The organism is Nitrospira sp. (assembly GCA_030653545.1).
Taxonomy (GTDB): Bacteria; Nitrospirota; Nitrospiria; order Nitrospirales; family Nitrospiraceae; genus Nitrospira_D.
Genome location: JAURZE010000033.1, coordinates 82,390 through 107,892, shown reverse-complemented (window position 1 = coordinate 107,892; position 25,503 = coordinate 82,390). Strand labels below are relative to the sequence as shown.

General features: G+C 60.2%; 25 protein-coding genes. 10 read left to right on the top strand and 15 right to left on the bottom strand.

Features of this window, described 5'->3' with window-relative positions; all coding sequences use genetic code 11:
- Window positions 1-28: 28 nt before the first annotated feature.
- The 4 genes from Q7U39_17330 to Q7U39_17315 all read right to left on the bottom strand — a co-directional run bounded on the left by Q7U39_17330 (window position 29) and on the right by Q7U39_17315 (window position 4,669).
- Entirely contained in the window at window positions 29-622 is a 594-nt protein-coding gene (locus tag Q7U39_17330) for a DUF3365 domain-containing protein (protein MDO9119722.1), read from the bottom strand.
- Entirely contained in the window at window positions 574-3,087 is a 2,514-nt protein-coding gene (locus tag Q7U39_17325; protein MDO9119721.1) for an ATP-binding protein, read from the bottom strand. The genes Q7U39_17330 and Q7U39_17325 overlap by 49 nt, the downstream gene beginning before the upstream one ends.
- 5 nt (window positions 3,088-3,092) lie before the next feature.
- Window positions 3,093-4,139 carry an ATP-binding protein gene (locus Q7U39_17320; GenBank protein ID MDO9119720.1) on the bottom strand — a complete coding sequence of 349 codons (1,047 nt, stop codon included), beginning with the start codon at window positions 4,137-4,139 and terminating at the stop codon, window positions 3,093-3,095.
- 95 nt (window positions 4,140-4,234) lie between these two features.
- Complete coding sequence (locus Q7U39_17315) at window positions 4,235-4,669, bottom strand: response regulator (protein ID MDO9119719.1); 435 nt, start codon at window positions 4,667-4,669, stop codon at window positions 4,235-4,237.
- 635 nt (window positions 4,670-5,304) lie between these two features.
- Here Q7U39_17315 and Q7U39_17310 point away from each other — a divergent pair.
- Together Q7U39_17310 and Q7U39_17305 are read left to right on the top strand one after the other, a co-directional pair.
- Window positions 5,305-5,544 carry a BolA family protein gene (locus Q7U39_17310; protein ID MDO9119718.1) on the top strand — a complete coding sequence of 80 codons (240 nt, stop codon included), beginning with the start codon at window positions 5,305-5,307 and terminating at the stop codon, window positions 5,542-5,544.
- Between the two features lie 9 nt (window positions 5,545-5,553).
- Window positions 5,554-5,877 (top strand): glutaredoxin domain-containing protein, encoded by a 324-nt coding sequence (locus tag Q7U39_17305; GenBank protein MDO9119717.1) that lies wholly within the window; start codon window positions 5,554-5,556, stop codon window positions 5,875-5,877.
- A gap of 99 nt (window positions 5,878-5,976) precedes the next feature.
- Here the strand turns inward: Q7U39_17305 and Q7U39_17300 are convergent, their stop codons facing one another.
- From Q7U39_17300 to Q7U39_17260, 9 genes are all read right to left on the bottom strand, one after another.
- On the bottom strand, window positions 5,977-6,381 hold the full coding sequence (locus Q7U39_17300; protein MDO9119716.1) for a hypothetical protein: 405 nt from the start codon (window positions 6,379-6,381) through the stop codon (window positions 5,977-5,979).
- Window positions 6,382-6,530: 149 nt separating this feature from the next.
- Complete coding sequence (locus tag Q7U39_17295) at window positions 6,531-7,265, bottom strand: SDR family oxidoreductase (GenBank protein ID MDO9119715.1); 735 nt, start codon at window positions 7,263-7,265, stop codon at window positions 6,531-6,533.
- A gap of 27 nt (window positions 7,266-7,292) precedes the next feature.
- A complete protein-coding gene (locus tag Q7U39_17290; protein ID MDO9119714.1) occupies window positions 7,293-8,057 on the bottom strand; it encodes a TIGR04282 family arsenosugar biosynthesis glycosyltransferase in 765 nt (254 codons plus the stop codon).
- Between the two features lie 3 nt (window positions 8,058-8,060).
- Window positions 8,061-8,753 (bottom strand): TIGR04283 family arsenosugar biosynthesis glycosyltransferase, encoded by a 693-nt coding sequence (locus Q7U39_17285; GenBank protein MDO9119713.1) that lies wholly within the window; start codon window positions 8,751-8,753, stop codon window positions 8,061-8,063.
- 6 nt (window positions 8,754-8,759) lie between these two features.
- Window positions 8,760-9,164 (bottom strand): hypothetical protein, encoded by a 405-nt coding sequence (locus Q7U39_17280; protein ID MDO9119712.1) that lies wholly within the window; start codon window positions 9,162-9,164, stop codon window positions 8,760-8,762.
- Window positions 9,165-9,166: 2 nt separating this feature from the next.
- The gene (locus tag Q7U39_17275; protein ID MDO9119711.1) at window positions 9,167-10,321 is read right to left on the bottom strand and encodes a 2'-deoxycytidine 5'-triphosphate deaminase; all 1,155 of its coding nucleotides are present in this window, start codon (window positions 10,319-10,321) and stop codon (window positions 9,167-9,169) included.
- The gene (locus Q7U39_17270; protein ID MDO9119710.1) at window positions 10,318-11,505 is read right to left on the bottom strand and encodes a KamA family radical SAM protein; all 1,188 of its coding nucleotides are present in this window, start codon (window positions 11,503-11,505) and stop codon (window positions 10,318-10,320) included. The genes Q7U39_17275 and Q7U39_17270 overlap by 4 nt, the downstream gene beginning before the upstream one ends.
- A 90-nt stretch (window positions 11,506-11,595) precedes the next feature.
- Window positions 11,596-11,841 carry a glutathione S-transferase N-terminal domain-containing protein gene (locus Q7U39_17265; protein ID MDO9119709.1) on the bottom strand — a complete coding sequence of 82 codons (246 nt, stop codon included), beginning with the start codon at window positions 11,839-11,841 and terminating at the stop codon, window positions 11,596-11,598.
- 73 nt (window positions 11,842-11,914) lie between these two features.
- Window positions 11,915-13,363 carry a hypothetical protein gene (locus Q7U39_17260; protein ID MDO9119708.1) on the bottom strand — a complete coding sequence of 483 codons (1,449 nt, stop codon included), beginning with the start codon at window positions 13,361-13,363 and terminating at the stop codon, window positions 11,915-11,917.
- A 225-nt stretch (window positions 13,364-13,588) separates the two neighbouring features.
- Here Q7U39_17260 and Q7U39_17255 point away from each other — a divergent pair, with 225 nt between their 5' ends.
- From Q7U39_17255 to Q7U39_17230, 6 genes are all read left to right on the top strand, one after another.
- A complete protein-coding gene (locus Q7U39_17255; GenBank protein MDO9119707.1) occupies window positions 13,589-15,088 on the top strand; it encodes a phosphatidylglycerol lysyltransferase domain-containing protein in 1,500 nt (499 codons plus the stop codon).
- A complete protein-coding gene (locus tag Q7U39_17250; GenBank protein MDO9119706.1) occupies window positions 15,085-18,195 on the top strand; it encodes a PAS domain S-box protein in 3,111 nt (1,036 codons plus the stop codon). The genes Q7U39_17255 and Q7U39_17250 overlap by 4 nt, the downstream gene beginning before the upstream one ends.
- Before the next feature lie 97 nt (window positions 18,196-18,292).
- A complete protein-coding gene (locus Q7U39_17245) occupies window positions 18,293-19,111 on the top strand; it encodes a CbbQ/NirQ/NorQ/GpvN family protein (protein MDO9119705.1) in 819 nt (272 codons plus the stop codon).
- 27 nt (window positions 19,112-19,138) lie between these two features.
- On the top strand, window positions 19,139-19,459 hold the full coding sequence (locus tag Q7U39_17240; GenBank protein ID MDO9119704.1) for a DUF167 family protein: 321 nt from the start codon (window positions 19,139-19,141) through the stop codon (window positions 19,457-19,459).
- Window positions 19,456-19,890: a glycine zipper family protein gene (locus Q7U39_17235; protein MDO9119703.1), complete on the top strand. Its 435-nt coding sequence runs from the start codon at window positions 19,456-19,458 to the stop codon at window positions 19,888-19,890. The genes Q7U39_17240 and Q7U39_17235 overlap by 4 nt, the downstream gene beginning before the upstream one ends.
- Before the next feature lie 207 nt (window positions 19,891-20,097).
- On the top strand, window positions 20,098-20,532 hold the full coding sequence (locus Q7U39_17230; GenBank protein MDO9119702.1) for a hypothetical protein: 435 nt from the start codon (window positions 20,098-20,100) through the stop codon (window positions 20,530-20,532).
- A 233-nt stretch (window positions 20,533-20,765) separates the two neighbouring features.
- Here the strand turns inward: Q7U39_17230 and Q7U39_17225 are convergent, their stop codons facing one another.
- Both Q7U39_17225 and Q7U39_17220 read right to left on the bottom strand, forming a co-directional pair.
- Window positions 20,766-21,383: a hypothetical protein gene (locus tag Q7U39_17225; protein MDO9119701.1), complete on the bottom strand. Its 618-nt coding sequence runs from the start codon at window positions 21,381-21,383 to the stop codon at window positions 20,766-20,768.
- Window positions 21,380-21,811, bottom strand: coding sequence for a ferredoxin-thioredoxin reductase catalytic domain-containing protein (locus Q7U39_17220; GenBank protein MDO9119700.1), 432 nt, complete (start codon window positions 21,809-21,811; stop codon window positions 21,380-21,382). The genes Q7U39_17225 and Q7U39_17220 overlap by 4 nt, the downstream gene beginning before the upstream one ends.
- 115 nt (window positions 21,812-21,926) lie before the next feature.
- On the opposite strand from Q7U39_17220, the gene Q7U39_17215 reads away from it, so the two are divergent.
- Both Q7U39_17215 and Q7U39_17210 read left to right on the top strand, forming a co-directional pair.
- Entirely contained in the window at window positions 21,927-24,962 is a 3,036-nt protein-coding gene (locus tag Q7U39_17215; GenBank protein ID MDO9119699.1) for a VWA domain-containing protein, read from the top strand.
- Window positions 24,963-24,966: 4 nt separating this feature from the next.
- Window positions 24,967-25,377, top strand: coding sequence for a hypothetical protein (locus tag Q7U39_17210; protein MDO9119698.1), 411 nt, complete (start codon window positions 24,967-24,969; stop codon window positions 25,375-25,377).
- Window positions 25,378-25,503: the final 126 nt, after the last annotated feature.

The window sequence follows — 25,503 nt, the reverse complement described above, 5'->3', positions numbered from 1 at the left end:
CGCGTCGGTTCATCTCCCGCTCCGGCAGTTAGTCCAACGGAATCGTGATGGCGATGGCTCCCATGACGTCGTTCGCTTTGAAGTCCCGCTTGGGGCTCAGCGGGTGGTTGTTGTGGCATGACACGCAGGCCGCGGAGACCGCGCGGTCCGGATAGATGGCTTGAAAGAATGGTTTCTTTCCGCTCGACACAATGCCGGTGACGGGGCGATCCGGTTGTGCGGTCAACGCGACAAGGGCATTCCGTTCGAAATCCGTCGCCGGGGCGTTCCGTTGATAAATCGGGGAAAGGCCGATGAGGCGATAACGGATGCCCCGTCCGCTTTCGGCAACCATCTTTCCGGAGTGTTGCAGGAACTGGGCGGGGAGCGGCAGGGCGTTGTCTTGTTCCCAATGTTCGGTGGCCTTGACGATGTGCTTTTCCTGCATCCGGGTCACTACGAGCGTGGTGTAAATAGTTCGGTCGGCCTGGATGATGGCATGCACATAGTCTGCGACCTTTTCCGGCGAGATGCCCGGCAGGATCGGCGGTTCTTTCGCCAGCGGCGGAATGGGCGCGAGCAAGAGCCCCGCGACTAGGAGCGTGACGGCTGTGGTTCCGAGCGTGGTGACGAAGCGATGCATGTGCCCTCCTCAGGTGGCTGATTGCGGATCCTCGGCAGTGTGACGAGACAGGTCGTGCCCTCTCCCACGCGGCTCTCGATCCGCAACTCTCCGCCGAATTTCCTGATGATGCGCCGGGCGACGGTCAGGCCCAATCCCGAACCTTCCCCTTGTCCTTTGGTCGTAAAGAACGGGTCGAAGATTCTTGCGAGGTATTGCGGGGCAATCCCAGGGCCGCTGTCCGTGATCCTGGCTGTGACCAGTTGATCCGTCTGCGTGGTGACGATGGTCAAGGCGCCGACGCCCTTCATCGCCTGAACGGCATTCATCAAGAGATTCATTATGGCTTGCTGGAGTTGGTCGGGGATGGCCATGACCATGGTCTCTCCGGCGAAGGTCTTTTGGATGGCTATCTGAGTCAGGTCGGCGGCGGTCTGCATGGCGGCGAGCGCGTGCTCGATCGTGGATTCCACGCACACCGGAATGCGCTGGGCTGAGGTGTCCCGAGCGGTGATGCCGGTGAAGTCCCGGATGATGGCGGCCATCCGGCGCCCTTGGGTGACGATATCGCGGGCGTGCGATCGGGCGCGGGTGAGATCGGTTTCATCCTGAATGGCTTCTCCCAGGCCCAGGATCCCGAACAATGGATTATTCAATTCATGTCCGATGCCGGCGGTCAGTACGCCGAGGCTGCCGGATTTCTCGGCTTGAATGAGTTGGTCTTGCATGCGGCTGTCATCGGTGATGTCGCGGAGCACAAGCCCGCTGTGCGGTTCTTCTCCCGGGCGGCTGGGCAGGCGGAACCACAGATAATGATACGTCCGTGAGCCAATCCGGAGCTCCGCCCGGTCACGGCCCCCCTCGTTGCCGTCGGCTTGAGCCAGGGGATCCCGCGGGGCTTTGTTTCGAACCGGTGCGGCTGCATCCGGCGCTCCGGATGCGTCCCCGGAAAATTCTTGGCGTAGTTTGGTTTGGCTGGCGGCGTCGAGCGGAAGTACGGTGAACAGTGACAGCGGCGGCGTCGCGTCGGGCGCGAGGTGGAAGGCCTCACGAGCGGCCTGATTCACGTAGTGGACGGATTCACCGGCATCGACCAGGACGATGGGCGTCGGGACCGCATCCAGGATCTGATCGGTGGACTGCCGGAGGTAATCCACTTCTTGCGTTTTCAAGGTCACTTGGTCGGTCAAGCCGGCAAATGCGGCTTCCAGTTGAGCGTTCATGCGGGTGAATTCGTCGGCCAGATCCTCCAGTTCGTCGCCGGTGCGAATGTCGATGGCGGTTTGGAGTTCACCGCGTCCAATTGCCTGGGCGGCCTGTTGCAGCGCACGGACCGGCGTGACGATGCGGCTGGCGGCGACGTAGCCCAGCACCGCGAGGAGCACGACGGCGACGCCGCCAAAGACGGTCATCCAGGTAAAGAGATGTTGGATCGGTGCAAACAGTTCATCGGACGATTGCCAGACAAAGGTATGCCAGGAGCCGCCGCTCAGCGATCCGTTCGTCGCGCGGCTGGTCTCAGGCAGGGGCGCGAAGCCGATGATCGACGTCGTCTTGCCTCCGTGTCCGTCGCTCGCTGCCTGGGTCCAGCCTGGCTGGAGCGGGGTGATGAGGGGAATCAGGCTCTGGTCGGATAGTGAGACGCCGGTTGGGAGGATCGGGCAGCTCATCACGATGCCCCGGCTATCGATCAGCATCACATGCCCGGTTTTCCCGAACCGGATGGGATGGGTGGAGGGGGAGAAAAACTCTTTGGCATCGATTACGCGATGCAGCACGCCGACAACTTCGTAGTGGAGGCTGTCCATGACAGGGATGGAAATGGTGAACGCATACGTATCGGCCTGGGTATGAAAGTGGACATCCTCGATAAACAGTTTCCCCGCTCCGTTATTGAAGGCACCCTTCCACCAGAGAGTGTCGGCATGGCGGTAGTCCGGTTTGGCCTTCATCGCGGCGACAAGGGTGCCATGGCTATCGGTCAGGAACAGTATCTTCGTGGCCGAGCGCATGACTTGCGGCAGGAGGTGATCAGGTTCGCTGTGGGCGCCGGAGTAATACTCACGCAAAAGCCCGGCCATCAGATTCTCAGTGACGGCCTTGACCATGGCCGGGTCGCGTGCTGCCCAATGTGCGGCCTGCTCGGCGTCGGAGAGGTTTCCCAATCCAGGGGGCAATGCCGAGGTGCCGTCCCGGCGTCGTTCCAGCTCCTGAATGATTGCGGGGTCATTCGCGATGCGGGAGGTACGGGCCACTTCTTCAGCGGTGACGAGGTCGAGTTTGCGAGCGGCCTCGGTTGCGAGCGCCTTAAAACTTTCGCCGTTGACGTCGCGGATTTCTTGCGACCCCTGCCAGAAGGCCATGCCCAGTCCGATGACGAGCGGGACGATACCGACGAAGAGCATCGAGAGGATCAGTTTGGCTTTCAGCCCCCATCGGGTCTCGCGCGGTGCGTGTGGCGGGCGTGCCGGCCTTGGTGTCGTCATGGGGGTCACGTCTGTGCTGTTCGTGGCAAGGTGATAGTAAAGGTGCTGCCGATGCCGACGTCGCTGGTCACGGCAATGGTGCCGTGCATCTGGTGAATCACATGCTTGATATTATACAGGCCCAGGCCGGTACCTTTTCCGGGAGGTTTGGTGGTGAAAAATGGTTCGAAGATCTCGTTGAAGAGCTCCGGGGGAATGCCGCAGCCTGTATCGGCGACCTGAATCGCCACGTGGTCCTGCTCAATCGTCGTTCGAAGTGTTAACGTGCCGCCGCGCTCCATGGCCTGAATGGCGTTAGTGATGAGGTTGACGAAGACATGGAGCAGTTCGTCGGGATGTCCGGTGGCTGCCGCGTCGGAGGCATACTGTTTGACGATATCGATGTCGTGGAAGCCGACGGCATAGCGGGCGATCCTCAGCGCCTCATCGAGTTTGTTGTTGAGAGGGATCAAACTATGGTTGTGAGAGGCGGAGCGTCGGCCGTAGGCCGTGAGGTCGCGGCAGATGGCTGTGGTACGCTTGACGGCCGCGATAATGTCCGCCGCCTGTGTGTGGATGATTTCGAGATCCGTTTCTTCGGCCAGGTTTTCCGCGAGCCCCAGAATCAATTGCAACGGGTTGTTGATATCGTGGGCGATGCCGGCGGCAAAGGAGCCGATGCCGGCCAGCTTTTCCGCATGCAGCAATTCCGCCTGCAAGGCCGATTCATGTTGAACGAGTTCCCAGAGAATACGGGAGGCGGAGCCACTCAGCACGTCTGCATCAGGCCGGGCGTCACTGCGGAGCGTTGCTCCTAAGGCGGGGTCGCCGGTCACATCAAGAATCAGTTGCACGCCATGGTTCTGGATGAGCTCGGTGATGTGGGGTACCACCGGCACGCGCAGTTCACGGGCCCGCTGCAGGCCGGGTGCTCCGGGGTTACAATCGGTGATGCCGATGATCTCGATGGCCGGAATTTGGTGGAGCAGATCGAGGAGCGCGGTACCGCCCCGGCCTGCTCCCAGAATGGCGACTTTGGTGGGTGTCACGTCTGTGGGGTGGGTGGTCGTCATAGGGTTGAGAGCATCCTTGTCTCGCGAGGCCGGGGAGGACCGTACACCGGCCCTCCCCTCCGGATCCTGCGTAGATACCTGCGGCGCTGACGAGTTCATAAGGGCGCCAGTTCACGCTGCTCCATGGCACGGGCGACGGAGGCTTTCAGCTTTTCTCCTTCAACGGGTTTCACCAGATAGTCGACCACGCCTTGCCTGAGTAACGACGTAGCCATGTCGGTGTCGGGGAATCCGGTCAGGACGATCAGGGGCACGCGGGGGTAATTTTGCCGGAAGTACGCAATCGCTTCGATCCCGTTGACCTTTGGCATACGGATATCGCACACCATTACGTCGAGCAGCAGCCGGTTTTCTCCGCTATTGATAGTCTCAATGGCTTTCTCGCCGTTCTCGGCCTCCAGCACGTCATAGCCCGCTTTCTGCAACGTCATCTTTACGACTTTGCGGATGTCTGGCTCGTCGTCCACGACTAGGACTCGTCCGTTGCAGGCATCTCCTCCGACAAAGAACCCTGATTTAAATTCAGACATGGAAGCCTCCTTGATGGTGGGTGATGGAATGGGTTGGGGCCGTCTGGTTCATGGTCGCTCTCCTGCTGTGGTCAGTGAGCAATCCCGATGCCGCGCATGAAGCGATGAAAACCCTCTGCAAATGAATGAATTGCGAGCGCTCAACCTATTGCCCTGACTTTTGTTGGTGGATATCCACCACCACCGTTGGTTCATAGGCACCAGGTGTAACGGTATTGTTGTGGGGGCATTCATCGCCATGGGTCACCACATGCGCCGAAGGAAGGCGATCGTGGCGATGAGAGTGACCGTGGTCCAAAGGAACATCATGAGATACATGTACCCTCCTGCGAATGTCATCGGCCTCGATCAGCCCTACCGCAAGGACTGTACCGGTGAAGATAGTTGTTGTTTGTGGCGGGAAACGGTCGCGATCTCGGAGGTTTCGCGGAGATCGAAGATATCTGGTGAGTTGCAGGACTTCCGATTGGGAGACATCCAAACCAATCCACCCTGGATGCGATTTGATTCGCTGAGGTGGTCATTGGCATGGGCAGGGATCTGTGTTGTGCCGTGTATGGATGGGCGCCGGGCTATGCGAATTGCGTTTCCTGTCAGGCCTCGGGTATCCTCAGGCGAACAGACGGAGGCCGTGCATGATTACACCGGAAGTGCTGACTGATTACGTTCGGAAGAGTATGCCGGATGCGGCGGTGACGGTCACCGATCGCACTGGGACGATGGACCATTTGAAAGTGATAGTGGTGTCGGAGGCGTTTCGGGAGAAGAATCTTCTGGATCGGCACCGGCTCATCTATCAGGCGCTGGATGTGCCGTTGAAGGATGGGCGTATTCACGCGCTGGAGTTGACGGCTCGCACTAAAGACGAAGCATAGGAGGATACGATGGCCGAACCGATAGAAGATGAGATCCAGAAGGAAGTGAAAGCGCATAAGATTCTGATCTACGGCAAGGGGACGAAGACCATGCCGATGTGCGGATTCACACGGGAGACGATGCAGTTTTTTGAGAAGTACGGATACCCGTATGAACTGATCGATGTGCTCTCCCAGCCGACCAAGCGGGAAGCCCTCACGAAGATGACCAATTGGCCGACGCTGCCCAAAGTGTTCATCGACGGGACGTTCTACGGCGACACCGACATTCTCGATCCGATGGAAAAGAAGGGCGAGATGGAGCCGCTGCTGAAGAAGGCGTTCGGGAAGTAGCGCATATCCCTAGCGGGAGCAGAGACAACAGCAAGCCGGCGGGTGCTTATCTGAGTACCCGCCGGCTTTCTTTTGTCGGTTTCGTGCGAGAGAGGGGAGCTATCCCTTTGCTTCCGGCGGCGGCCAGTTCATTTCAGTGTGGCGGCCGCAGAAAAAGCAGGCGAGGCGGTAACGGGCCTTGCGTCGTGGATTGGGCATGGAGATAAACGTGATGGGCGTATCGTCGAAGGGGCAAGTGGGTTGGTCGTGGAGGAGATGGACTTCGGCCATCATGGTAATCGAGGCCACGTCCCACGCCGGCTGATGTTCTTCCTTACCCGTAATCTTTTCGACCAAGTGGCAGCGCTCGCACGTGGCTTCATAGGTCTTGATACGAGCGTTATGCGGAGTGAGGTCGACGATATCCATCGCTCCGCCACAACCTGGCTTGGAGCAGGTCAGATGCTCATGCTGGAGTGCTTGGACGAATCGATGATGGGCATCGCGTTCTTGATCGGTTTTCATTTCTTCTAGTCTCCCCCCTCTCTCAGGGACTGTGCCCGTGGCGGTTTCCCTGCGCACATTGAGCGAGCACCGCCCGTAGTCTAAAATTTCGATTGTTCCGGGTGCGCGTTCAGTGAGCAAGAAAGCGCCACGGGTACAGTCCCGTTCCCCTATATTCCCCATGCCCCGCTGATCTGAATATTAGCCCCGTTTACGTAGCGCGCCTCTTCACTCAGTAAGTATCGCACGGCTGCGACGGTGTCGTCGATGGTGCCGATATAGCCTGCCGGAATCCGTTTTGTCATCCCGGCCAGTTCTTCCGGCGGGGCGCTACCGGAATCGATGAATCCCGGTGAGACGGCATTCACAGTGATCCCGTGGGGCGCGAGCAGCTTGGCCAGCGTCCGGGTGAGGATGAGCACGCCGGCCTTGGCGATGTAATGCGCGGTGACGTCAGGCTGCGAGATCATCTGATCGGCGTTGGCCATGCTGAAGTTGATGATGTGGCCGGATTTACGGGCTTTCATCCCTGGCGCAACCGCTTTGGCCAGATAGAAGATGGGATGGAGATTGCCATCGAACATCTCGTTCCACCCCTCGACCGTTTCTTCGAACAGATTCACGCGATGGTAGGGACCTGCGCCGTTAATGAGGACGTCAATTTGGCCCCACTTCTGTTCGACCTGCGCCGCGAGACTCTTCGCCGCAACCGGGTCTGACACGTCGCAGCGAATGGCCAGCGCCTGTCCGCCGCGCTCCGTAATAGCCAGTGCAGTCTTTTGCGCCTCGGCTTCACTGGTGCGGTAGCAGATGGCGATCTTCCAATGCTGCGCTGCCAGGTCGAGCGCGATCCCACGCCCGATGCCCTTGGCTCCGCCGGTGATGAGTGCCACGCGTGTATTCATGGTCGATGTCCGTGGTGAGTGCGGTGGTTATGTTTTCGTCCGCAGGCCCTTGGCGAGATGCTGCAGCGCGCCGGCCGTGCGTGCTGAAAAGGCCTGTTCATTTTTCGGTTTCTTTGCGTCCGCGGCGCTGGCGTCGATCAATGCCTGAAGGTCGTCGATGGTGTCGACATCGCGCCACGAAGGCAGGAGCGCTATCTTTAAGCCGAGACCGGCGGCTTTCCCCTGCGTGGCAGCGAGCACGCCATCTGTCGACCAGGCGATGCCGGCAAAGAGTTCCGGTCTCGGCTGTTTGAGGCCGATCAAGTAGTAGCCGCCGTCGAGGGCCGGTCCCAATACGATGTCGTGGGCATCCAGCAGAGCCAAGGCCTGCTTGTAATGGTCGAGCGGCAGCGACGGGACATCGGTGCCGACGATGAAGACGCGTTGATAGCTCTTCCCGAAGAGGGTTGCGAACGCCTGCTGCATGCGCGCGCCCAGATCGTCGCCTACTTGATCGATCAGCTTTACGCTGTGCCGTTCTTCCATAATTTGAAAGAAGACCAGTGTGGATGAGGGCGCGCAAGCCAGATAGCGATCGACGGGTAACTTCAATTTTGTCGTGGCGACTTTGGTGCGTTCGAGCATGTCGATGACGAAGCTGCCGTGCAGGGTGGCGGCTTCGTCCGGCGTCAACGGAGGACAGAGACGCGTCTTGACCTGGCCCGGTACGGGTGCTTTCGCGAAGATGACCAGGGCGGCCGGTTGTGGCTTGGATGTCGGAGGCTGCGACGACTTGGGCGTTGGTTTGCTCATAGCTTATCGGACTACACGATACCAGTGGTTGAGACGAGTAGGACTGACTCCCAGCCAATACAGGAAGCGCAGCGTCCACATCAAGAGAATTGTGCGCAGGGGCCCGTTTTTCTCCCAACGGCGAAACGAGGTCGTGACGCGATCCGTGAGCGCGGCGGTCGGCCCCAGGCGTTTCAAGCGTCGGCTGAACTCGATATCTTCCATCAGCGGGATATCCGGAAACCCGCCCATCTGTTCAAAGGTTTGACGGCGGACGAAGATCGCTTGGTCGCCGGTGGCGATGCCGGTGAGCCGTGAGCGTCGGTTCATGAACCAGCTGATGACGGCGCCCCAGCGGGACGGTTGATCGAAACGGACATCGAACCGGCCTCCGACACAGCGGGGATTGCCCAATGCTGACTCTATGACGGTCTTGGCAGTCGGGGGTAGCTCCGTGTCGGCATGGAGAAACAGGATCACGTCGCTGCGGCAGGCCTTCACGCCTTCGTTCAATTGGCGGGCGCGGCCGGTCGGCGCGGTGACCAGCCGTACGGCGGGCACCCTGGCGCAACAGGCTTGGACCATGGGAATGGTGGGGTCGGTGCTGCCGCCGTCGCTGACGATGATGTCGTCGAATCCCAGGGCGACAGTGCGGGTGAGCGTGCGAGCGATGGTTGAAGATTCGTTCAGGGTGGGGATGATGACGGAAATCATCATCGAGGTTTATCTGTCCGGTGTCTTCGGCTCTCGGAACATGAAGTACATGACGACGACGACGGTGGTCCAGAAGACGACCTGTTTGTGCCAGAAGAGCACTTCGCCATAGTGAAAGAAGCCCAATCCGATCGCGATCGCGCAGATCATGACGCTATAGCGCCAGGTAGGGTTCTCAATCACCGCGTTGGCCCACACGGCGATTCCGCCGAAGTAGATCAGGAGGGGGACGGCATTGATTTCAAAGCCGCCGCTGATCGACAAAAAGACATTCAGAAAGCCGATGAAGATCAGGGCGGTGCCGGTCATCATCCCGGCGACGCTAAGTTGCTTGTCTTCGCTCGTCTCGCCGTCTACGTGGCCCGGCGACGAAGCCGGAGCGGGATCTTTTGTCGGAAGGTCTGTTGGTGCCATAGTTACACTTTGAAATGTTTGCTGAGTGTGAGCGCCTGCCCTTGATACGAGGACCCCAACGTGGTGCCGTAGAGCTGAGAGGGTACGTCGAGCATGCGGTCATATACAACCTTAAAAAAGGTCTGCCCGTCGTGGATCAGGAACGGCACATCGTGGGGGCGGACTTCCAGCACCACCTGCGTTCCTTTGATTTCCCCTTTCGCTCCATAACCGAAGCCCGGGTCGAAGAATCCGGCATAGTGGGTGCGCAGTTCTCCGCAGGCCGCTTCATACGCGACCATCTCGGCGGCGTATCCGGCCGGCACACGGATGCGTTCCTTGGAGGCGAGGATGTAAAACTCTTCCGGCTCCAGGAGGAGGCTGTCATGTCGATGGCGGTAGAGCGGCTCCCAGAAATCCGCGGCGGTATAGTGCCCGACTTTGGCCAGATCGATGACGTGGCTATTCTTCTTGGCCCGATAGCCGATGATGCCCGAGTCTGTCCGGTCGTCGCCCTTCAGGTCGATGCGCAGGAAGAGTCCGCGCTCGGCGCGGAACTCGCGCTGCCCCAGCGCTTTCCTGGTCGGGCTATTGTGATAAAGCAGCGGGGATTTGCTGTGCAGCGTCTGCAACGCCGCGTCGCTGACGGTCGCTTCGCCGCGCACGAACCGGATCTGATTCAGCGACTGTCCGGTTCGGACTTTAATGGCGAAGGAGCGAGGCACGACTTCGAGAAACAATGGGCCATGGTAGCCGGCTCTGATTTCGTCGAAGCCCGCATTCAAATCCGTGACGACGCGGGTGAAGACGTCGAGCCGTCCGGTCGTGCTTTTCGGGTTCGCCCGGGCGCGCAGGGTTTTGGGGAGCTTCAGCTGTTCCAGCAGCGGCACCAGATAGACGTGCCCCTTTTCCAGGATGGCTCCCTCCGTCAAATCCATCTCGTACATGACGAGATCCGATTGATAGAAGTCGAGGACGTCGAGTCGGGAGGATATCGGGGAGAGTTCCGGCAGAAAGCTGCTGATGAGCCGATAGGCTTTGCGCCCCAGGCGCAAGTCGAGACTGGCGGGTTGGATCTGCCGGTCTTCGATCGCGGGGGATGCCGTGAGGGCACCGGTGGCAATCAGTTGCTTGATGTCCTGATAGGGAAGAATGCCCTGGGTCGGTGTCTTGCTCACAGCTCGTCCGTATCTCCCCCGCAACTGTTGCCCCACGAAGAGAACCCGTCGCGATCGGGGTAACTGTTTTCGCTTGCTTCGTAGTCGAAGCCGGTCCGCGCACCGACCATCGGCAACTCGCGTCCGTGCCCCTGTTTCGGTTGCGGATAGTGGAACGTCTTGTTCTCGTAATTCTGCAGTACGGCGCCGTCTTCATCCAGATGCACCAGGTAGTCGCTGGGGAGGAGCGGAATTTTCCCCCCACCACCGGGCGCATCGATCACGAAGTGCGGGACCGCCATTCCGCTGGTGTGGCCTTGGAGGGCCTTGATGATGTTCAGGCCGGTCTCGACCGACGTGCGGAAATGGTTGGTGCCCTTGGTCAGATCCGCTTGATAGAGGTAGTACGGCTTGACGCGGGCCAGGAGCAGCTGATGGACGAGGCGCTTCATCACCTCGGGGTCATCGTTCACCCCTTTCAATAGAACGGTCTGCGCGCCGAGCGGCACCCCGGCATCCGCGAGCATGCCGCAGGCAGCTTTCACCGCCGGCGTGAGTTCATCCGGATGGTTGAAGTGCAGGTTCATATAGATCGGGTGGTATTTCTTTACCAATTCGCACAGCTTCGGAGTAATGCGTTCCGGCAAGGTCCCGGGGACCCGCGAGCCGATGCGAATCAATTCCAGATGCGGGATACTCCGCAACGCTTTAAAGATCCGTTCGAGGAGATAGTCGGGTAGCAGGAGGGGATCGCCGCCTGAAAGAATGACGTCCCGCACTTCGGTATGTTCGCGCAAATAGGCGATGGCACGGTCCAGTTCGCCCTTCTTCAGAAAGCCGGGCTTTCCCACCAGCCGTTTTCTGGTGCAGAAGCGGCAGTAGATCGGACACTGATTGGTGACCATGAGGAGGACACGGTCGGGGTACCGGTGGACGAGGTGAGGGACCGGACTCATCAGGTCTTCTTCGAGCGGGTCGTCCTCCGCGTCGATATCGTCCAGCTCCGCGATCTCGGGAACCACCTGTTTCCAGATGGCGTCGCCTTTTTCCTTCATCGTCCCGAGGACGGTCGGGGTGATCCGCATGGGATACGGACCGACGATGGCTTCTATTTCCTTCTCGTCGAGTCCGAATCGGTCAGCCAGATCTTTCGGCTTCACGATGCTCTCAGCGAGTATGCGTCTCCATTCCTCCACGGGCGTCATGGCCTCCTGTGTAAGAGATGAAACCACTCGCGACAAGGGTGGGCACACCCTGTCGCCGATCGTGCGGGAACGTAGGGATTCTTGATGGGCCTACGAGGATGTCTTGGCATAGTGAGTGTCGAGGTGGGCCAAGATGTCGTGTGTCTCGGTTAAGACGATGTCCCCGTCGGTCAGGACGGGCACATAATACTGGCCTGAGATTTCATGAACCACCTTTCGCATCGGACGGATATCCGGCACGATGATGTCGGTGTATGCGACGTCCAGCTCCGAGAGTTTGTCCCGCACGACTTCGCAGTCGGGACACCAGTCGACGTGATAGAGCGTTAGCGCCATGATGGCCTTAGGCTACCATGGAAAACAGTAAAAGTGGAATGAGGCATTTGGGGAAAGGAGAGTGGGGCTTACGTCATGACGGTTGCAGCGCGCAGGGGACCATGATGGCATCTTTCATCCCGTGGATGATTTTCTTTTCCGCCGAGCAGATGGTGGCCAGGATCCCGGCCAATTCGGCTTTGCCGTCCGCCACAAAATAATAGGGAGACAGGCGCGCGCGGCCGTTCATCCGTACCAGCTGGTTGGCCGCCGGATCCCAGTAGTCGAGTTCGTAGATGCGGCCTTTGTGGAATTCCTGAAGAATATAGGGCGTCGTCGGAAACGACGCGAGAGCCTGATCGATTGCGGCGGCCCATTCGGCTTGCGGAAGATCGTGCCCGACCGAGACGCCCCGGCTGCCCCAGGCCAGCTCGGAAAACCCCGACGGCTTGATCACATAATGCCGTTCCTTCTGCGTGGCGGCGGCGAGATCACGCCAATTGGTGACGGCGCGGTCGCCCATGCGCAATCCGGGAATCGTGGCGGACGGCGGAATCGGCGCCGGGTCGAGCAGCCAGGTGCGAGGCATAATGGTTGTGAGGTCCAGCAGGGTGGCTTCGCCGAGTTCCTTTTCCCAGAATGGTCTGAGTACCGGGTGGTGCAGGAGCGCAAAGGCCGACTTCTCTTCCAAGGCCGGCTTATAGGGCGGGGTGACCGCCACCAACTCTTTTTTGGCGGCGTACTGGATCAATTCGGCTTTCGGGATGTTCAAGAGATCGAAGAGCTCGTAAAAGCGATAGAGCACGGCGATGGGGTTTTCCCCCGTTTCTATCCGAACCCGCAATCCGTCTTCCGTGAATCGCACATCCCGCGGCTCGACGCAGTAGGCGGGCACGCCTTGCTCGCGTAGTCGGGCCGCCAGCCAGGTCATTTCCGGCCGATATTCTTTGGCCTCTTCCGAGGCGACGATGGCGATGCAGCCGGTCCGTTCTCGCTGGATTGCTGTCAGCATGGCGGCGAATCCCCGCACCATGCCGTCGCGCCCGCCGATGAGCGGCAGAGGCCGGTCGTCGAGTCCGCTATAGATGGACGACAGGCAGGCGGTCAGACCGATCCCGCCGGGGACTGAGTCCAGCTCGGTGATGACCATGCCGTCTTGGGTCGGAATCACATCCGGTCGAATCACTGCCGGCAGCTCATCCCGAAAGCGCTTCATCCGGCTATAGGCAATCAAGGCTTCGGGTTTGCCTTGGTCGAGATACTGCGCGACCCATTTCGGCTGGGTCCCCCTCGCGCTTTCGAGGTAGAGGCGGTTTTGAGCCCGGTAGAAAGTCAGGAGCTGGGGGCCTAGTTTGGTGAAGAAGGCCATCTGCTCTGATGAGAGAAAGAGCGGGCAAGGGCTGACACGCCAGGAATTCGTCGCCTGCGGTGCGGTCGCCGAGGCAAAGAGGCCGGCGGTTTCCAGCTGTGTGCGTATGTCGGCACAGCGGCGGATGGCGAGGTCCGGCGCCAGGGACGAACAGGGTGACGGTGTATGAGCCAAAGGGCTGTTCCTTAGTGGGGTGTTGTGCGAGCTTCGGATGTCGAGGACGTGTGCTGGCGATGCTACCACGGGGGGCAGGGGCGGACAAGGGGGCGTTCGTGCTGGCAGGACGTTCGTTGCCTGCGCGATAGATTGCTGCAGAGGGGGATTCTGAGGGGCTATGGAATGTGCGGTCGAGTGATCGTTCCTTGCTCGATGGGCGAGCCCATCGTATGATGGGCCGTCATGGCGTTCGTTCAGCTGGAGTCCAATTCACGAGTGACCCTGTCCGATCCACTGCCACAATTGGTTCCCGGTTCCGTATGTGTGCAATGCGATGTCTGTTGCCGGTTTCCTGAATCGGACAGTTTTCTTCGCCCCTACTTTACGCGGGATGAAATCGGGGCTGCGGTGGCACAGGGACTGTCGCCCGCGTTGTTTGCGGATCCCGTCGGATCTCAAATTGCGCTCGTCAAAGACGCCGAGAGCGAAGGGTATCTGTGTCCGGCCTTCGATCCCGCAACCTCACGCTGTGGCATCTATGACCACCGGCCGCTCGATTGCCAGCTCTATCCGTTGGCGTTGATGTGGAACGAAGCCGGTACCGAGGTCGAGCTCGGGTGGGATACCAAGTGCCCCTTCATGCGGGAGGCGGTTCCCGGAGAGATTCGCCAGCATGCCGGGCTGGTTCAGGCGCTCCTTCGGCAGGAAACCACGCTCCGGCTTCTTGCGAGCAATCCGCGTTTAATCGGTCGCTTTCAAGAGGATGTAGTCGTGCTCGCCTCATTGCCGGAGGTGACGGCCCGCCTGCGTCTTCATCAGCCGGACCGGCGTCTCCGTCCGCTTCTATTGGAGGATGTGCTCCGGATGACGCAGGCGTTGGAGCGGTCCGAATGTCTAGGCCATGAGGCACTAGCGGCCTCCGCGTTTGTGTATCACTATATATGGGCTACGACACTACCTTATTGGTGGATGGAGCGGGACGGTGTATTCTTCCTGTTCGCTCATTCTCCCGATGGATGGTTTATGCCGCTGCCCCCACTTGGGCCGAAACCGCTTGAAGCATCGGTGGGGGAGGGGTTAGCCGATTTGCATCGATGGAACAATGGTTCTCCAGTCAGCCGGATCGAGAACGTCACGGATCATCAGAAGGCGCGTCTCGCTGGCAGTCCGTTGCAGTGGGCGGAGAAGTCTCCGGACTATCTGTACCGGACCGACCCGCTGGTGCAGCTCGCCGGAGATTCCTATAAATCGCAACGGGCGCTCTGCAATCGGGTTGAACGAACAGCGTCGGTGACACTTCGTCCGCACACGGTGGCCGATCAGCCCGCGTGCCGTAACTTGTTCCGTCGATGGGTCTCGCAGAAGCGAGAGGGAACGCTGGATACAATGGGACGCTATCTCTTAGAGGATGCCGAAGCGGCCCATGCACTGATCTGGGCGCTGGGTGATCGGCTGGGGCTTGCCGGCACCGTGGCCTGTGTGGAGGATCAGGTGGTGGGTTATACGTTTGGCTATCGGCTTGCGCCCGACACGTTCGCGGTGCTGGTCGAAGTCGCCGACCGATCCGTGCCCGGTCTGGCGCAGTATCTGTTTCGCGAGACCTGTCGCGCCGCGCACCACGGCGGCGTCGAGTATATCAATGCCATGGACGATGCCGGTCTTCCCGGTCTCAGAGCCGCCAAGCAGGCGTATCATCCCGTGGCCATGATCAAGAGTTGGATTGCGAGTCCGCTGCAGCCATGAGCTTTCCTGTCGCCTCACCACTTGCCCGTTCCTCACGCCGTTACGGGTGGCTTCCGTTTCTGATCGTCTTGGTCACGATCCTCGCGGTCGGCATCGGGGCGGTGCTGCTCCGGTATGTCGAACGGCGACTGGTCTGGGCCTCGGGAGAACAGTTGACGCTCGCGGCGGCGGAAGTGTCGGACAAGTTGGACCGGTTGTTGTTTGAGCGCTATGGCGATGTGCACATGCTGGCCCGTGCCTTCGCGATTCGATCATCGGATCGACAGTATCTGGTCAGCTACCTCACGTGGGTAAAGACAGCCTATGCGCCGATGTATCACTGGCTTGGGGTCACGAATCAGCAAGGAGTGATGATTGCGGCCACCGAGTCGTCTCTCATCGGGCAGGATTACAGCCAGAGCGCATGGTTTCGGAGCGCCCATGAGACCAGGCAGGCGGTCGTCGGAGATGTTGGGAGCCATGAGGCCGATCAGGGAGTGGAAACGGTGGCCTTCACGGTTCCCATTCTGGATGCCGAGGGGACGTTTCTGGGGGTGGTCACGACGCGGGTGGCGGTGCCGGTGTTGGAAGATGTGACGACACGGACGATCCGGTCGCTGCAACGCCGCGAAGGGTTTGGTGGGGCGATTGAGTATCAGATGCTCGCGAAGTCCGGCGAGGTCTTCGTCGACTCGAAGGTTCCGCTACAAGAGAAGGTCAATCTGCTTGAGCTGGGGCTGCCCTCAGCAAAACTGAGTCAGGCGGGGGAGCCGGGCTATGTGATCGAGGAGCATCTCCGTCGGCATGTGCAAGTGGTGACGGGCTACGCGGTGACGAAGGGCTATGGAGAATTTCCCGGTCTGGGCTGGACGGTGCTGGTGCGGATCGATCGTGACGCGATTCTGGCGCCGATACGCTCCGTCGTGCTCTGGAAGGTCGGCGGTGCGGCGCTGGTCATCTGGTTCCCGCTGCTGGCGTTGCTGTTGTGGTCGACCGTGCGGCTGCGGGCAGAGTATCGCCAAGCCCAACAGGAGAGCGCCTGGGCGCGTGCGGCTGAAGCCGCGCTGCTGCAGAGCCAGGAGCGCAATCGCGCCATTGTCGATACCGCGCTCGACGGGGTAATCACCATCGATGCGGCGGGCGTCATCACCGATTGGAATGCCCAGGCGACGGCGATTTTCGGCTGGTCTCGCGATGAAGTGCTGGGGCGGATCTTGTCGGAGACGGTCATTCCCGAACGCGACCGCGCGGCGCATAACCACGGGCTGCGGGAGTTTCTCCGGACCGGCGTCGGGCCGGTGCTCAATCGCCGGATCGAGATCACGGCACGGCATCATGATGGCCGGGAGTTCCCGGTGGAATTGTCCGTATCTCCGGCCCGGATCGGCGAAGCCTATATCTTCAGCGCATTTGTTCGCGATATCACCGATCGGCGGAAGGCCGAGCGGCGGTTGGCGTCGCAATATGCGGTGACTCGGGTCTTGTCCGAGTCCTCGACGCTGGAAGAAGCCGTTCCGAAAATCGTTCAAGCCGTCGGCGAAAGCCTGGAGTGGGATCTTGGCGTCTTTTGGCGGTTTGATCGGCAGACCGGGGTGCTTCGCTGCCTGGATCAATGGCAGGCTCCGACATTCCAGGGCGACGCGTTCGCCTTGGCGGCGTGGCATCAGTCGTTTGCGTCAGGGGAAGGGTTGCCGGGGCGGATCTGGGCGAGCGGTCAGCCTTGTTGGATTGCGGATGTGGCACTCGACCCTCAGTTTCTTCGGGCCGATGTGGCGGCGCAGGTCGGGTTGCACGGAGGGTTCGGGTTCCCGATTCGCGTCGCCGGCGAGATCGAGGGCGTGATCGAGTTCTTCAGCCGGTATGTGCGGGAACCGGACGACGAGCTGCTGAAAATGGTGACGGACATCGGACTTAAAATCGGCCAGTTTGGAGAGCGCACCAAGGCGGAAGACGCGCTGCAACAGACCGAGGCGCAACTTCGGCAATCGCAGAAGATGGAGGCGGTGGGGCGACTCGCCGGTGGCGTCGCGCATGACTTCAACAATCTGCTGACGGTGATTCGAGGGTACAGCGAACTGATTTTGGGTCGCTTGGCAGCCAGCGATCCGGCCAAGCGTGAAATGGAAGAGGTCAAAAAAGCTGCGGATCGTGCGGCCGGTCTGACGAGTCAACTGCTGGCGTTCAGCCGCCGCCAGTTTGTTGCGACGAAAGTCGTCGATCTGAACGCGATCGTCACGAATATGGACGGGATGCTGCGGCGTCTGCTGGGCGAGGATATCATTGAGCTCTGTTCCGAGCTTGATCAGGGGTTAGGGGCCATCAAGGCTGATCCGGGGCAGATCGAACAGATTGTGATGAATCTGGCGGTGAATGCCCGCGATGCGATGCCGACCGGAGGCCGTTTGACCGTCGAAACGCGAAACGTGTCGATCGGCAAGGGCCCACGCCGGGAGACGATGCCGCTGGAACCCGGCGACTATGTGCTCTTGGCCGTAAAAGATACCGGGCAGGGGATGAGCGAGGAGACGCAGTCGCACCTCTTCGAACCGTTTTTCACCACCAAGGCCAAGGGGAAAGGCACGGGACTGGGGCTGTCGACGGTCTATGGGATTGTGAAGCAAAGCGGGGGCACGATCGGGGTCGAGAGCAAGATCGACAAAGGGACGACGTTTAAGATTTTCTTCCCGCGAGTGGATGGGACAACGCAGACCGGCCAAACCGCGCCCGTGAATGCCGACCGCGTGCATGGACGCGAGACCATTCTCCTTGTCGAGGATGAGCCGGCGGTGAGGGGGTTGGTCCATGAGACGTTGCGGCTGCATGGCTATACGGTGCTCGAGGCCCGCCACGGCATCGAAGCCCTGCTGACCGGCACCCGGCATCTCGGCCCGATTCATCTCTTGCTGACCGATGTCGTGATGCCGCAGATGAGCGGGCCGGAAGTGGCTGAAAAACTCACGTCGGTCCGGCCGGAAATCAAAGTGCTGTATATGTCGGGGTACCCTGATCATCCGGTATTTGCGCAAGGCGGAATCAAGCGGGACACCGCGTTTCTTCAGAAGCCGTTTACGCCGAATGTGTTGGTTCAGAAGGTCCGCGAAGTGTTAGACGGCGTCAAAGTCGCCTAGCCGGACATGCTGTTCGCACGGTGGGTGGCTGGCTTGATCTTCCCCCTCGGTTCCGTTTATCGTGCCCCAAAATACTTCACAGTAGGATGGATCAGCTATGAGTCAGCCAGGACGCGAACTCGATATTCAGGCTTTTCGCATTGACCGGGAACCGTTCTATGCGGAAGTGCGTGGCGAAGTCGGCTTGTTCACGATTGCCGCCAAGAGCAAAATGCCGGTGATGCTGAAGGGGCCGACCGGATGCGGGAAGACCCGATTCGTGCAGCACATGGCGCATAAGTTGGGCCGACCGTTGATTACGGTCGCTTGCCACGAAGACCTTACGGCATCTGATCTGGTCGGGCGCTATTTGTTGAAGGGTCAGGAAACAGTGTGGGTGGATGGCCCGTTGACGGTCGGCGTGAAGCATGGCGCGATTGTGTATCTCGATGAAGTGGTTGAAGCGCGGAAAGACACCACCGTGATCATCCATCCGCTCAGCGATGATAGACGAGTGTTGCCGATCGAGAAAAAGGGCCAGATCATTGAGGCGGCCGATGATTTCATGCTCGTGATTTCCTACAACCCCGGCTACCAGAGCGTGCTGAAGGATTTGAAGCAAAGTACCAAGCAGCGGTTCATGGCGATCGAGTTTGACTATCCCTCCGCGGCCATTGAGACCACCGTGGTCGAGCGAGAATCAGGGATCAGCCGCGAGATTGCCGAGAAACTGGTGAAGCTCGGCGGCAAAGTCCGCAACCTCAAGAACCATGGATTGGAAGAGGGCGTGAGCACCCGGTTGCTGATCTATGCCGGAACGTTGATCAAGCAGGGCGTCACACCCGAGCAGGCTTGCGATGTCGCCATTGCCCGCCCTATTACTGACGACGGGGATATGCAGCGCAGCATTCACGAACTGGTCAAAGCCATTTTCTAGTCCACGCCGCCACGACTTCATACGCGCATGACTCATCCGATCGTGCAGGATACCAAGGGCGGCGCGATCATCACGATTCAGGTCCAACCGAAGGCGTCGAAGTCCGAGTGTGTCGGTCTGCATGGTGATGCCCTCAAGATTCGTGTCGCGGCGCCCCCGATTGATGGCAGGGCGAACGAGGCCTTGCTTGCGCTCCTCGCAAAGCAGCTCAATGTGCCGCCGTCCGCGCTGGTGATTCATGCCGGGGCCGGAGGGCGGCACAAACGGGTGCTGTGCACAACGCTGAAGGCGGCGGATGTGCTGGCGCGATTGGGCCTGATCGCAGGGAAAGGATCCGTGGCCTCATGAACAGATGGGCGGTGTCTTTCGTTGGTGCGCTCTGTGTGGCGACGTCGGCTTGTTCGAGCGCGAAGCCGGTCTTGTATCCCAATCCGCATTTGCAGTCGGTCGGCAAGGAGGTGGCGGAACAGGACATCGATGCATGCAGACAACTGGCGGAGTCTGCCGGCGCGGAAGAAGCGAGCGGGAAGGGAAGCCGCGTGGCGACGGGTACGGTGGTTGGAGCGGGCGTGGGGGCTGCGAGTGGCGCCGTCGGCGGCGCCATTTCCGGTGCGGCCGGGAAGGGATCGATTATTGGCGCGGCGAGCGGAGCGGTCTGGGGACTTCTCACGGGGGTCTTTTACGTGTTCGCCGGTTCTCCACAGCCGAATCAGGCCTACACGAATTTCGTCAATCGGTGCCTTCAGGAAAAGGGCTACGAGGTGACGGGGTGGCAGTGATGGGGAGGGGCCTGAGCCTCAGGGTTGTTTCGTGCTCGCCCAACGCGTGGTCTCAGAAGACCCTCGTTGGATGCGCGCAATAAAAACAACCCTGAGGCCCAGGCATGAAATGGAGAAAGGTGGTGCTCGGACGATGTGCGCAGTCAGAGACCCACCGATTCATCCGGAGAAGGAAAAGAGAAGAGCAGAAATCGGAGGGTGCTAGCTGTGTCGAATCGATTGTGGCGGACATATGTTGCAGTGATACTGCTGCTGAGTTTTGGGGCCTGTGTGGCACCGGGGCCGGTGTTGCGCTCAAACAAGCATCTGCAATTGAGTGGGAAGGAAGGGGCGGAACAGGATATTTCAGCCTGTCAGGACAGAGCGGAACGGGCCGGGTTGAAATCCGGAGTGAACCGCTCTGGGAGTATCGCCAGCGGCGGGGTGTTGGGATTGATCGTCGGGGCGGTCGGCGGGGCTTCAGCCGGCTTGATCGGAGGCGGTGTGGGTGTTGCGATCGGCGCGGCAGCCGGCGGCGGATTGGGTTTCATCACCGGACTGGCCGCTGGCGCATACAAACCGGCGAATCCTGATCCGGCCTATGCCGACTCCGTCGTGCACTGTCTTATTGAGAAAGGCTATGATGTCAGCGGATGGGAGTGAGGGGGAGGCCTAGGCATCGGGGTTGTTTCGTGCTCGCCCAACGCGCGGTCTCAGAAGACCCTCGTTGGATGCGCGCAATAGAAACAACTCCCCCCTGCCTAGGCCTATAGTGAGTGATTGGGGTGCTCGGACAATGCGCGCAGTGAAACCAATCGCCAACGGAATCTAGAGAGTGAAAAGAGCGAAGAAATATCTGCAAACGCAGGATCGTGGATAGCGCGGGGGAATCTTTACTAGCACAGGCTGGATTTACAGTCGGTGACGACGAGATTGGTCGCTTTTTCTCCAGCCTCAAGATCTATATTCAGCCATGCGATTCCTGCCGGTCCGTCTTCTTTTTGTGAACTCCCCTCGATCGCACTGACGATGTAGTAGCGGCCGGCCGGAATTTTGGTGAACCAGAAGTGGCCGGTCGGATTGGCTCTGGTGGTGCGGAGATAGGGGAGGATGCGTTTATCCTGCTCCAGTTGCCGGAGGGCTTCGTGGGCGCAATTCAAGGGCTGGCGTGTTACCGCTGTGGCATCGGTTGCCACCGGATCACTCGGTGACGAACAGGTGGTAGCTCTTACGCTGTGGTCGAACCAATAGCGTGTGTATCTCGTAAGAGGAATGAGATGAACCGGTACACCGGCCTGTGTGACGGCTTTCCCTGACGAGGCCCCGAGGAAAGCTTGGCCTGCCAATGTGCCATGGCCTTTTTGTTTATAGGCGGAAAATTCCTTTTCATTGAATGCCGGAGGAGCTGTGGGGTTCGATTCCACGGCAGCCCCGTGACTCAGCCAGATGCCGCTGGCCAGAAACAGCACCGCTACCCCGAGCGAGAGACGCTGGCCTGGTCGTACGGTGGTCATTTGGACGCAGGCGCGGGTTCGTCGGGAGGCGCAGGTGCTGCGACAGCCTTATGTTTCAAGGCGCGGCCTTTGTCGGGGGTCGGATCGGTGATGAGCCCGTAGATGTCCCGTCCCTCATGGCCTTCTGGGAGATATTCGGTAATCGGCATGCCGTCTTCCCGCACAAACAGGAGGCAGTGGCAGTATTTATAGATCTGCATTTCATCGCAGGCGCACATCCATCGGCGGAGTTTGGCTTCGGCCTGCTTGTCCTTGTAAAAATTACAGGGGCAGAGGGGCTTCCCCAGCTCATCGATATGCATCGCCAGCCCTTTCACGACGGCTTCGGTGACGGCAGGAGTGGGATGCATCGCGGTGCCGCTCTTTTCGGCAAACCCCTTGACGTATTTCCACATCTTCTCGAGGCTCTCTTGCTTGGGCTCGGCCATGCTGTCTCCCTTCAGATCGGTGCGTCCGGAGCAGGAATCGCTAGTTTACAAGCGCCAGGGCGTCCTTTACAATCCACCACTTCGCAAAATTGGCAGCAATCCGGATAAACGGGCGATGGCGGATTCTCACGCGACCACAGAGTTGATCAATCGGTTGAGCGGCGACCTGGGGCAGGCCTCGGCTGAGCAGCTGGTCGCTCAATTGAGCGCACTCGGCGGCAAGCCGGAGCCGGTGGCGGCGGTCCTGTCACTCTTGGAGGAACTGACCGATGTGTCTGAAAAGGTCGGATGCGCTGCGGTCGAGGCGCTGCCCGAATTAGCGCGCCGTGCCGGTCTTGCGCCGGTTCTGCCCTGGCTCAATCTTGGGATTGTCCTGGTCGAATCCTCCGGTGCGTCTGCCTTGAAGTATTTTAAGGAAAGCCCGCGCATTCTGGGGGTGGTGGACCAGCCGGCGGCCCGCAGCGTGATTCTCGCGGTCGGGGCCGAACTGGCCGAACAAGATGCCAATGTGACTTTGGAATATCTCCGGACGGCGCCGCTGCTTCTCGACGTGATTCCCGCGGAGCAGTTACCGCCGTGGCTTGAAATCGGGGTGGAGTTGACGCAGGTCGATGTGGTGGTGGGGCTGGAGTATATCCGGCAGCTCGCCGCCATCGCGCCGGTCCTGCCGCTGAGTGAGGTGCGACAGTGGGTCGGGTTCGGGATGAAGCTGATTCAGCCGAATGCGATCGGGAACCCCGACTATCTGGGGACGTTGGAGTTTCTCCGGACCAGCCCTGCGATCCTCGGTGATTTGGAGCAGCCGGCGCTGCGCCCGAAAGTCTTGTCGCTCGGCGCGTTGATCGCGGAACAGTCGCCGGAGTCGGCGATTGCCTGGCTTGCGGAAGCGCCGGCATTACTGCGGACCTTGTCCTCGGTCGAGTGGCAACTCAAAGTGGTGCAGTACGGGGGATTGATTGCTGAACGGGATGCGGCGACGACGCTGGCGTATCTGCGGCGCGCTCCGGAGATCGTGGGCATGATCGGAGCTTCAGCCGAAGCGGTTACGCGATTTGAGAACTGGTTCAAAGCCGGCATGGAAGTGCTCGCCTATAGTATCGATGGCGCTCGGGCGTATTTCGGGTTGGAGTCGCAGCGGGCGCTGGCGTCGGTAGAGCAGGCCTTAAGCGGTGTGCCGTTGCGGCAAGTCGCCAGGACGGTCAAATTATTTGTGCAAGGGCTCTGCGGGTCGGACGTACAGATTCAGGCCCTGCCGGAGACGGTGACGGATATTCCGGCTCGCGCCACGGTCAGTGCCGATGGGAGGACCATCGCGCTTCCAGCGCTGCTCAGGAAATATCAGTCCTACGATGAGAATGTACGGCTCTATCTGGTGATGGCGGCGCATGAGGCGGGGCATATCGAGTTCGGGACCTATCGTCTCACCCTGGACTTGCTTCAGGATGTCGTGACGGCCGTCTGTGACCGGTATGGGCGCGGCCCGCAGTACCCGGCGTCGCTGGCTGCGTTGTTTCGGCTCTATCCGCACCCGCGTTTGATTCAAGATCTGTGGACTGTCCTGGAGGATGCGCGGGTCGAGGCCCATTTGCAGCGGGAATATCCCGGCCTTCAACGGGATCTTCAGCGTGTCGCGGGCGAGGCGGTGACCCCGCGCGATCCGGCGCACGGACTGACGGTGAAGGAACTGCTCGTCGATTGTCTCCTGCGGCTCTCGACTGGCGAATCAGTTGAATCGGCGGTGCCTCGGGCGGTCCAGGGAGAAGTGGCGTCGCTCTGGTCGATGTGCGCTCCGGTGTTGGCGCCGGGGTCGTCCGCGGGGGATACCGTGCGTCTTGTCCATGCGGTGTATGTCCGTATGGAGGAGCTGTTAGCGCCCAAGGCTGAAATGATTCAGGGTGATCCGGTTCAGGAAGTTGCGGAAGAAATGGGCGTGGGGCCGACGGGGTCCGAAGAAACCGGCGATCCCTATCGTCCGATGACCAATTGGGTGTACCGGGGAGAGATGAATCCCGAGTTCATTTCGCGGGATCAGGCGCCGGGGCAAAAGGATACAGATGCCGAGGGGCAGGCTCCCGGCGAACGTGTGGCCAGCGGCGGCGGTGGGTCCAAGGAGCAAGGCGGCCAGCAGCGTTCAGGCGGTGAACGGCACGAGACAATGAGCGACGTGATGGGCGGCGGACGTGCGCTACCCGCGGTTGTGGATGAGCTGCTCGCGTTGCCGGTAGAGGAACGGCCATTGGAAGAGGCCGGCGGTCCTGGGGCGAAACGGATCCGGTATCCGGAATGGGATGTGACGATCCAGGACTATCGTGTGCAGTGGTGTCAGGTAGTGGAGCAGCCGGCTGAATCCGGGTCGGATGAGGCCGTCGAGGCGGCGCTCTCGACGCATCGAAGCGCGGTTAAGTCGCTCCGCCGGTTTTTTGAAGGTCTCCGTCCCCCGGCATTCCGGCGTACGGCGGCGCAGGCCGACGGCGAGGATTTGGATATCGATGCGCTGGTCCGTCGGGTTGCGGAGCAGCAGGCCGGCATGGAAGGCAGCGATCGTATCTACGTCCGGCATGAGAAGAAAGAGCGCGATGTAGCCGTGGCATTTCTTGTGGATGTCAGCGGGTCAACCAGCCGGCAACTCGACAGCGGGCGGCGGGTGATCGACATCGAGAAGGAAAGTCTGGTACTTCTGTGCGAAGCGCTGGAGGCGGTCGGTGACCAGTACGGGGTGTATGCCTATTCCGGACAGGGGCGGGCGCAGGTCGAGTTCTCGATTGTGAAAGAGTTCGACGAGCCCTTGGGGCGGGCAACAGCACATCGGCTGGGCGGTTTGGTGCCGAGGCAGCAGAACCGTGACGGCGCGGCTATCCGCCATGCGACAGCGAAGCTGCGAGCCTGTGAGGCCAGGACGAAATTACTGGTCCTGGTCAGTGACGGCCGTCCTTTGGACGGGGACTACAAAGACGACTATTCGCTCGAGGATACCAAGGCCGCCCTCCGTGAGGCGCGTCAGGCCGGGATCGATCCCTTCTGTGTCACGATCGACCGGGAGGCCGATGCGTATGTTCGGCGTATGTATGGCGATGTACGGTTTGCCGTGATCGACCGGGTGGAGTCTTTGCCGGCCCGGTTACCACGAATTTATCAACGATTGACGACGTAGGCCTATGTCCGATACATCTGCGCGACCCGCGGTTCCGCCGTGGCTCTATAAATTGTTTACGGGGCATCAATATCCCTATGTCCGTCGGCTGGCGAAGTTCGGCCAGCCGGTGGTTCCTGGTGAGGATCGTCAGGAGCCCACCAAGGACATGATCGACGCCAAATTCTGGGAGGTCTATCCGCGCTGTTGGGTCAAGATTCTTCAAGAGGTCAAGGTCGGGATGATCGTGGTCTTTCACGACCTGGGCGAGTATCCGGCAGGCGGGTATCAGGCCCTGGTGGACGATCCTGAAGCGTTCCTGTCGGCGACCTACGGCAAGAAGAAGATCAAGGTCAATTTCTATGACGGGGATAATTTTGTGTGCACGATCAATTTCAAGGTGGCGGGTTGGACAGAGCACGAGGGAGGGCATTGACAGGTTCAGCGCATCCGTCGTGCTCGTGACACGCGCGCGGGATTGATGGATGGACGAACTGGTGCGGGCGGCGCTCGGTGCATGCGCACAGGGAAGGATGCAGTGAACCCGTCAAGAAGCATGGGG

What these genes read in the sequence shown, in the direction of transcription:
- Q7U39_17320 (MDO9119720.1), bottom strand. Translation starts at nt 4,139, where the DNA reads ATGACGACCACCCACCCCACAGACGTGACACCCACCAAAGTCGCCATT.
- Q7U39_17300 (MDO9119716.1), bottom strand. Translation starts at nt 6,381, where the DNA reads ATGAAAACCGATCAAGAACGCGATGCCCATCATCGATTCGTCCAAGCA.
- Q7U39_17215 (MDO9119699.1), top strand. Translation starts at nt 21,927, where the DNA reads ATGGCGGATTCTCACGCGACCACAGAGTTGATCAATCGGTTGAGCGGC.
- Q7U39_17285 (MDO9119713.1), bottom strand. Translation starts at nt 8,753, where the DNA reads ATGATGATTTCCGTCATCATCCCCACCCTGAACGAATCTTCAACCATC.
- Q7U39_17250 (MDO9119706.1), top strand. Translation starts at nt 15,085, where the DNA reads ATGAGCTTTCCTGTCGCCTCACCACTTGCCCGTTCCTCACGCCGTTAC.
- Q7U39_17305 (MDO9119717.1), top strand. Translation starts at nt 5,554, where the DNA reads ATGGCCGAACCGATAGAAGATGAGATCCAGAAGGAAGTGAAAGCGCAT.
- Q7U39_17225 (MDO9119701.1), bottom strand. Translation starts at nt 21,383, where the DNA reads ATGACCACCGTACGACCAGGCCAGCGTCTCTCGCTCGGGGTAGCGGTG.
- Q7U39_17265 (MDO9119709.1), bottom strand. Translation starts at nt 11,841, where the DNA reads ATGGCGCTAACGCTCTATCACGTCGACTGGTGTCCCGACTGCGAAGTC.
- Q7U39_17295 (MDO9119715.1), bottom strand. Translation starts at nt 7,265, where the DNA reads ATGAATACACGCGTGGCACTCATCACCGGCGGAGCCAAGGGCATCGGG.
- Q7U39_17235 (MDO9119703.1), top strand. Translation starts at nt 19,456, where the DNA reads ATGAACAGATGGGCGGTGTCTTTCGTTGGTGCGCTCTGTGTGGCGACG.
- Q7U39_17220 (MDO9119700.1), bottom strand. Translation starts at nt 21,811, where the DNA reads ATGGCCGAGCCCAAGCAAGAGAGCCTCGAGAAGATGTGGAAATACGTC.
- Q7U39_17280 (MDO9119712.1), bottom strand. Translation starts at nt 9,164, where the DNA reads ATGGCACCAACAGACCTTCCGACAAAAGATCCCGCTCCGGCTTCGTCG.
- Q7U39_17210 (MDO9119698.1), top strand. Translation starts at nt 24,967, where the DNA reads ATGTCCGATACATCTGCGCGACCCGCGGTTCCGCCGTGGCTCTATAAA.
- Q7U39_17330 (MDO9119722.1), bottom strand. Translation starts at nt 622, where the DNA reads ATGCATCGCTTCGTCACCACGCTCGGAACCACAGCCGTCACGCTCCTA.
- Q7U39_17290 (MDO9119714.1), bottom strand. Translation starts at nt 8,057, where the DNA reads ATGAGCAAACCAACGCCCAAGTCGTCGCAGCCTCCGACATCCAAGCCA.
- Q7U39_17270 (MDO9119710.1), bottom strand. Translation starts at nt 11,505, where the DNA reads ATGACGCCCGTGGAGGAATGGAGACGCATACTCGCTGAGAGCATCGTG.
- Q7U39_17255 (MDO9119707.1), top strand. Translation starts at nt 13,589, where the DNA reads ATGGCGTTCGTTCAGCTGGAGTCCAATTCACGAGTGACCCTGTCCGAT.
- Q7U39_17315 (MDO9119719.1), bottom strand. Translation starts at nt 4,669, where the DNA reads ATGTCTGAATTTAAATCAGGGTTCTTTGTCGGAGGAGATGCCTGCAAC.
- Q7U39_17240 (MDO9119704.1), top strand. Translation starts at nt 19,139, where the DNA reads ATGACTCATCCGATCGTGCAGGATACCAAGGGCGGCGCGATCATCACG.
- Q7U39_17325 (MDO9119721.1), bottom strand. Translation starts at nt 3,087, where the DNA reads ATGACGACACCAAGGCCGGCACGCCCGCCACACGCACCGCGCGAGACC.
- Q7U39_17245 (MDO9119705.1), top strand. Translation starts at nt 18,293, where the DNA reads ATGAGTCAGCCAGGACGCGAACTCGATATTCAGGCTTTTCGCATTGAC.
- Q7U39_17310 (MDO9119718.1), top strand. Translation starts at nt 5,305, where the DNA reads ATGATTACACCGGAAGTGCTGACTGATTACGTTCGGAAGAGTATGCCG.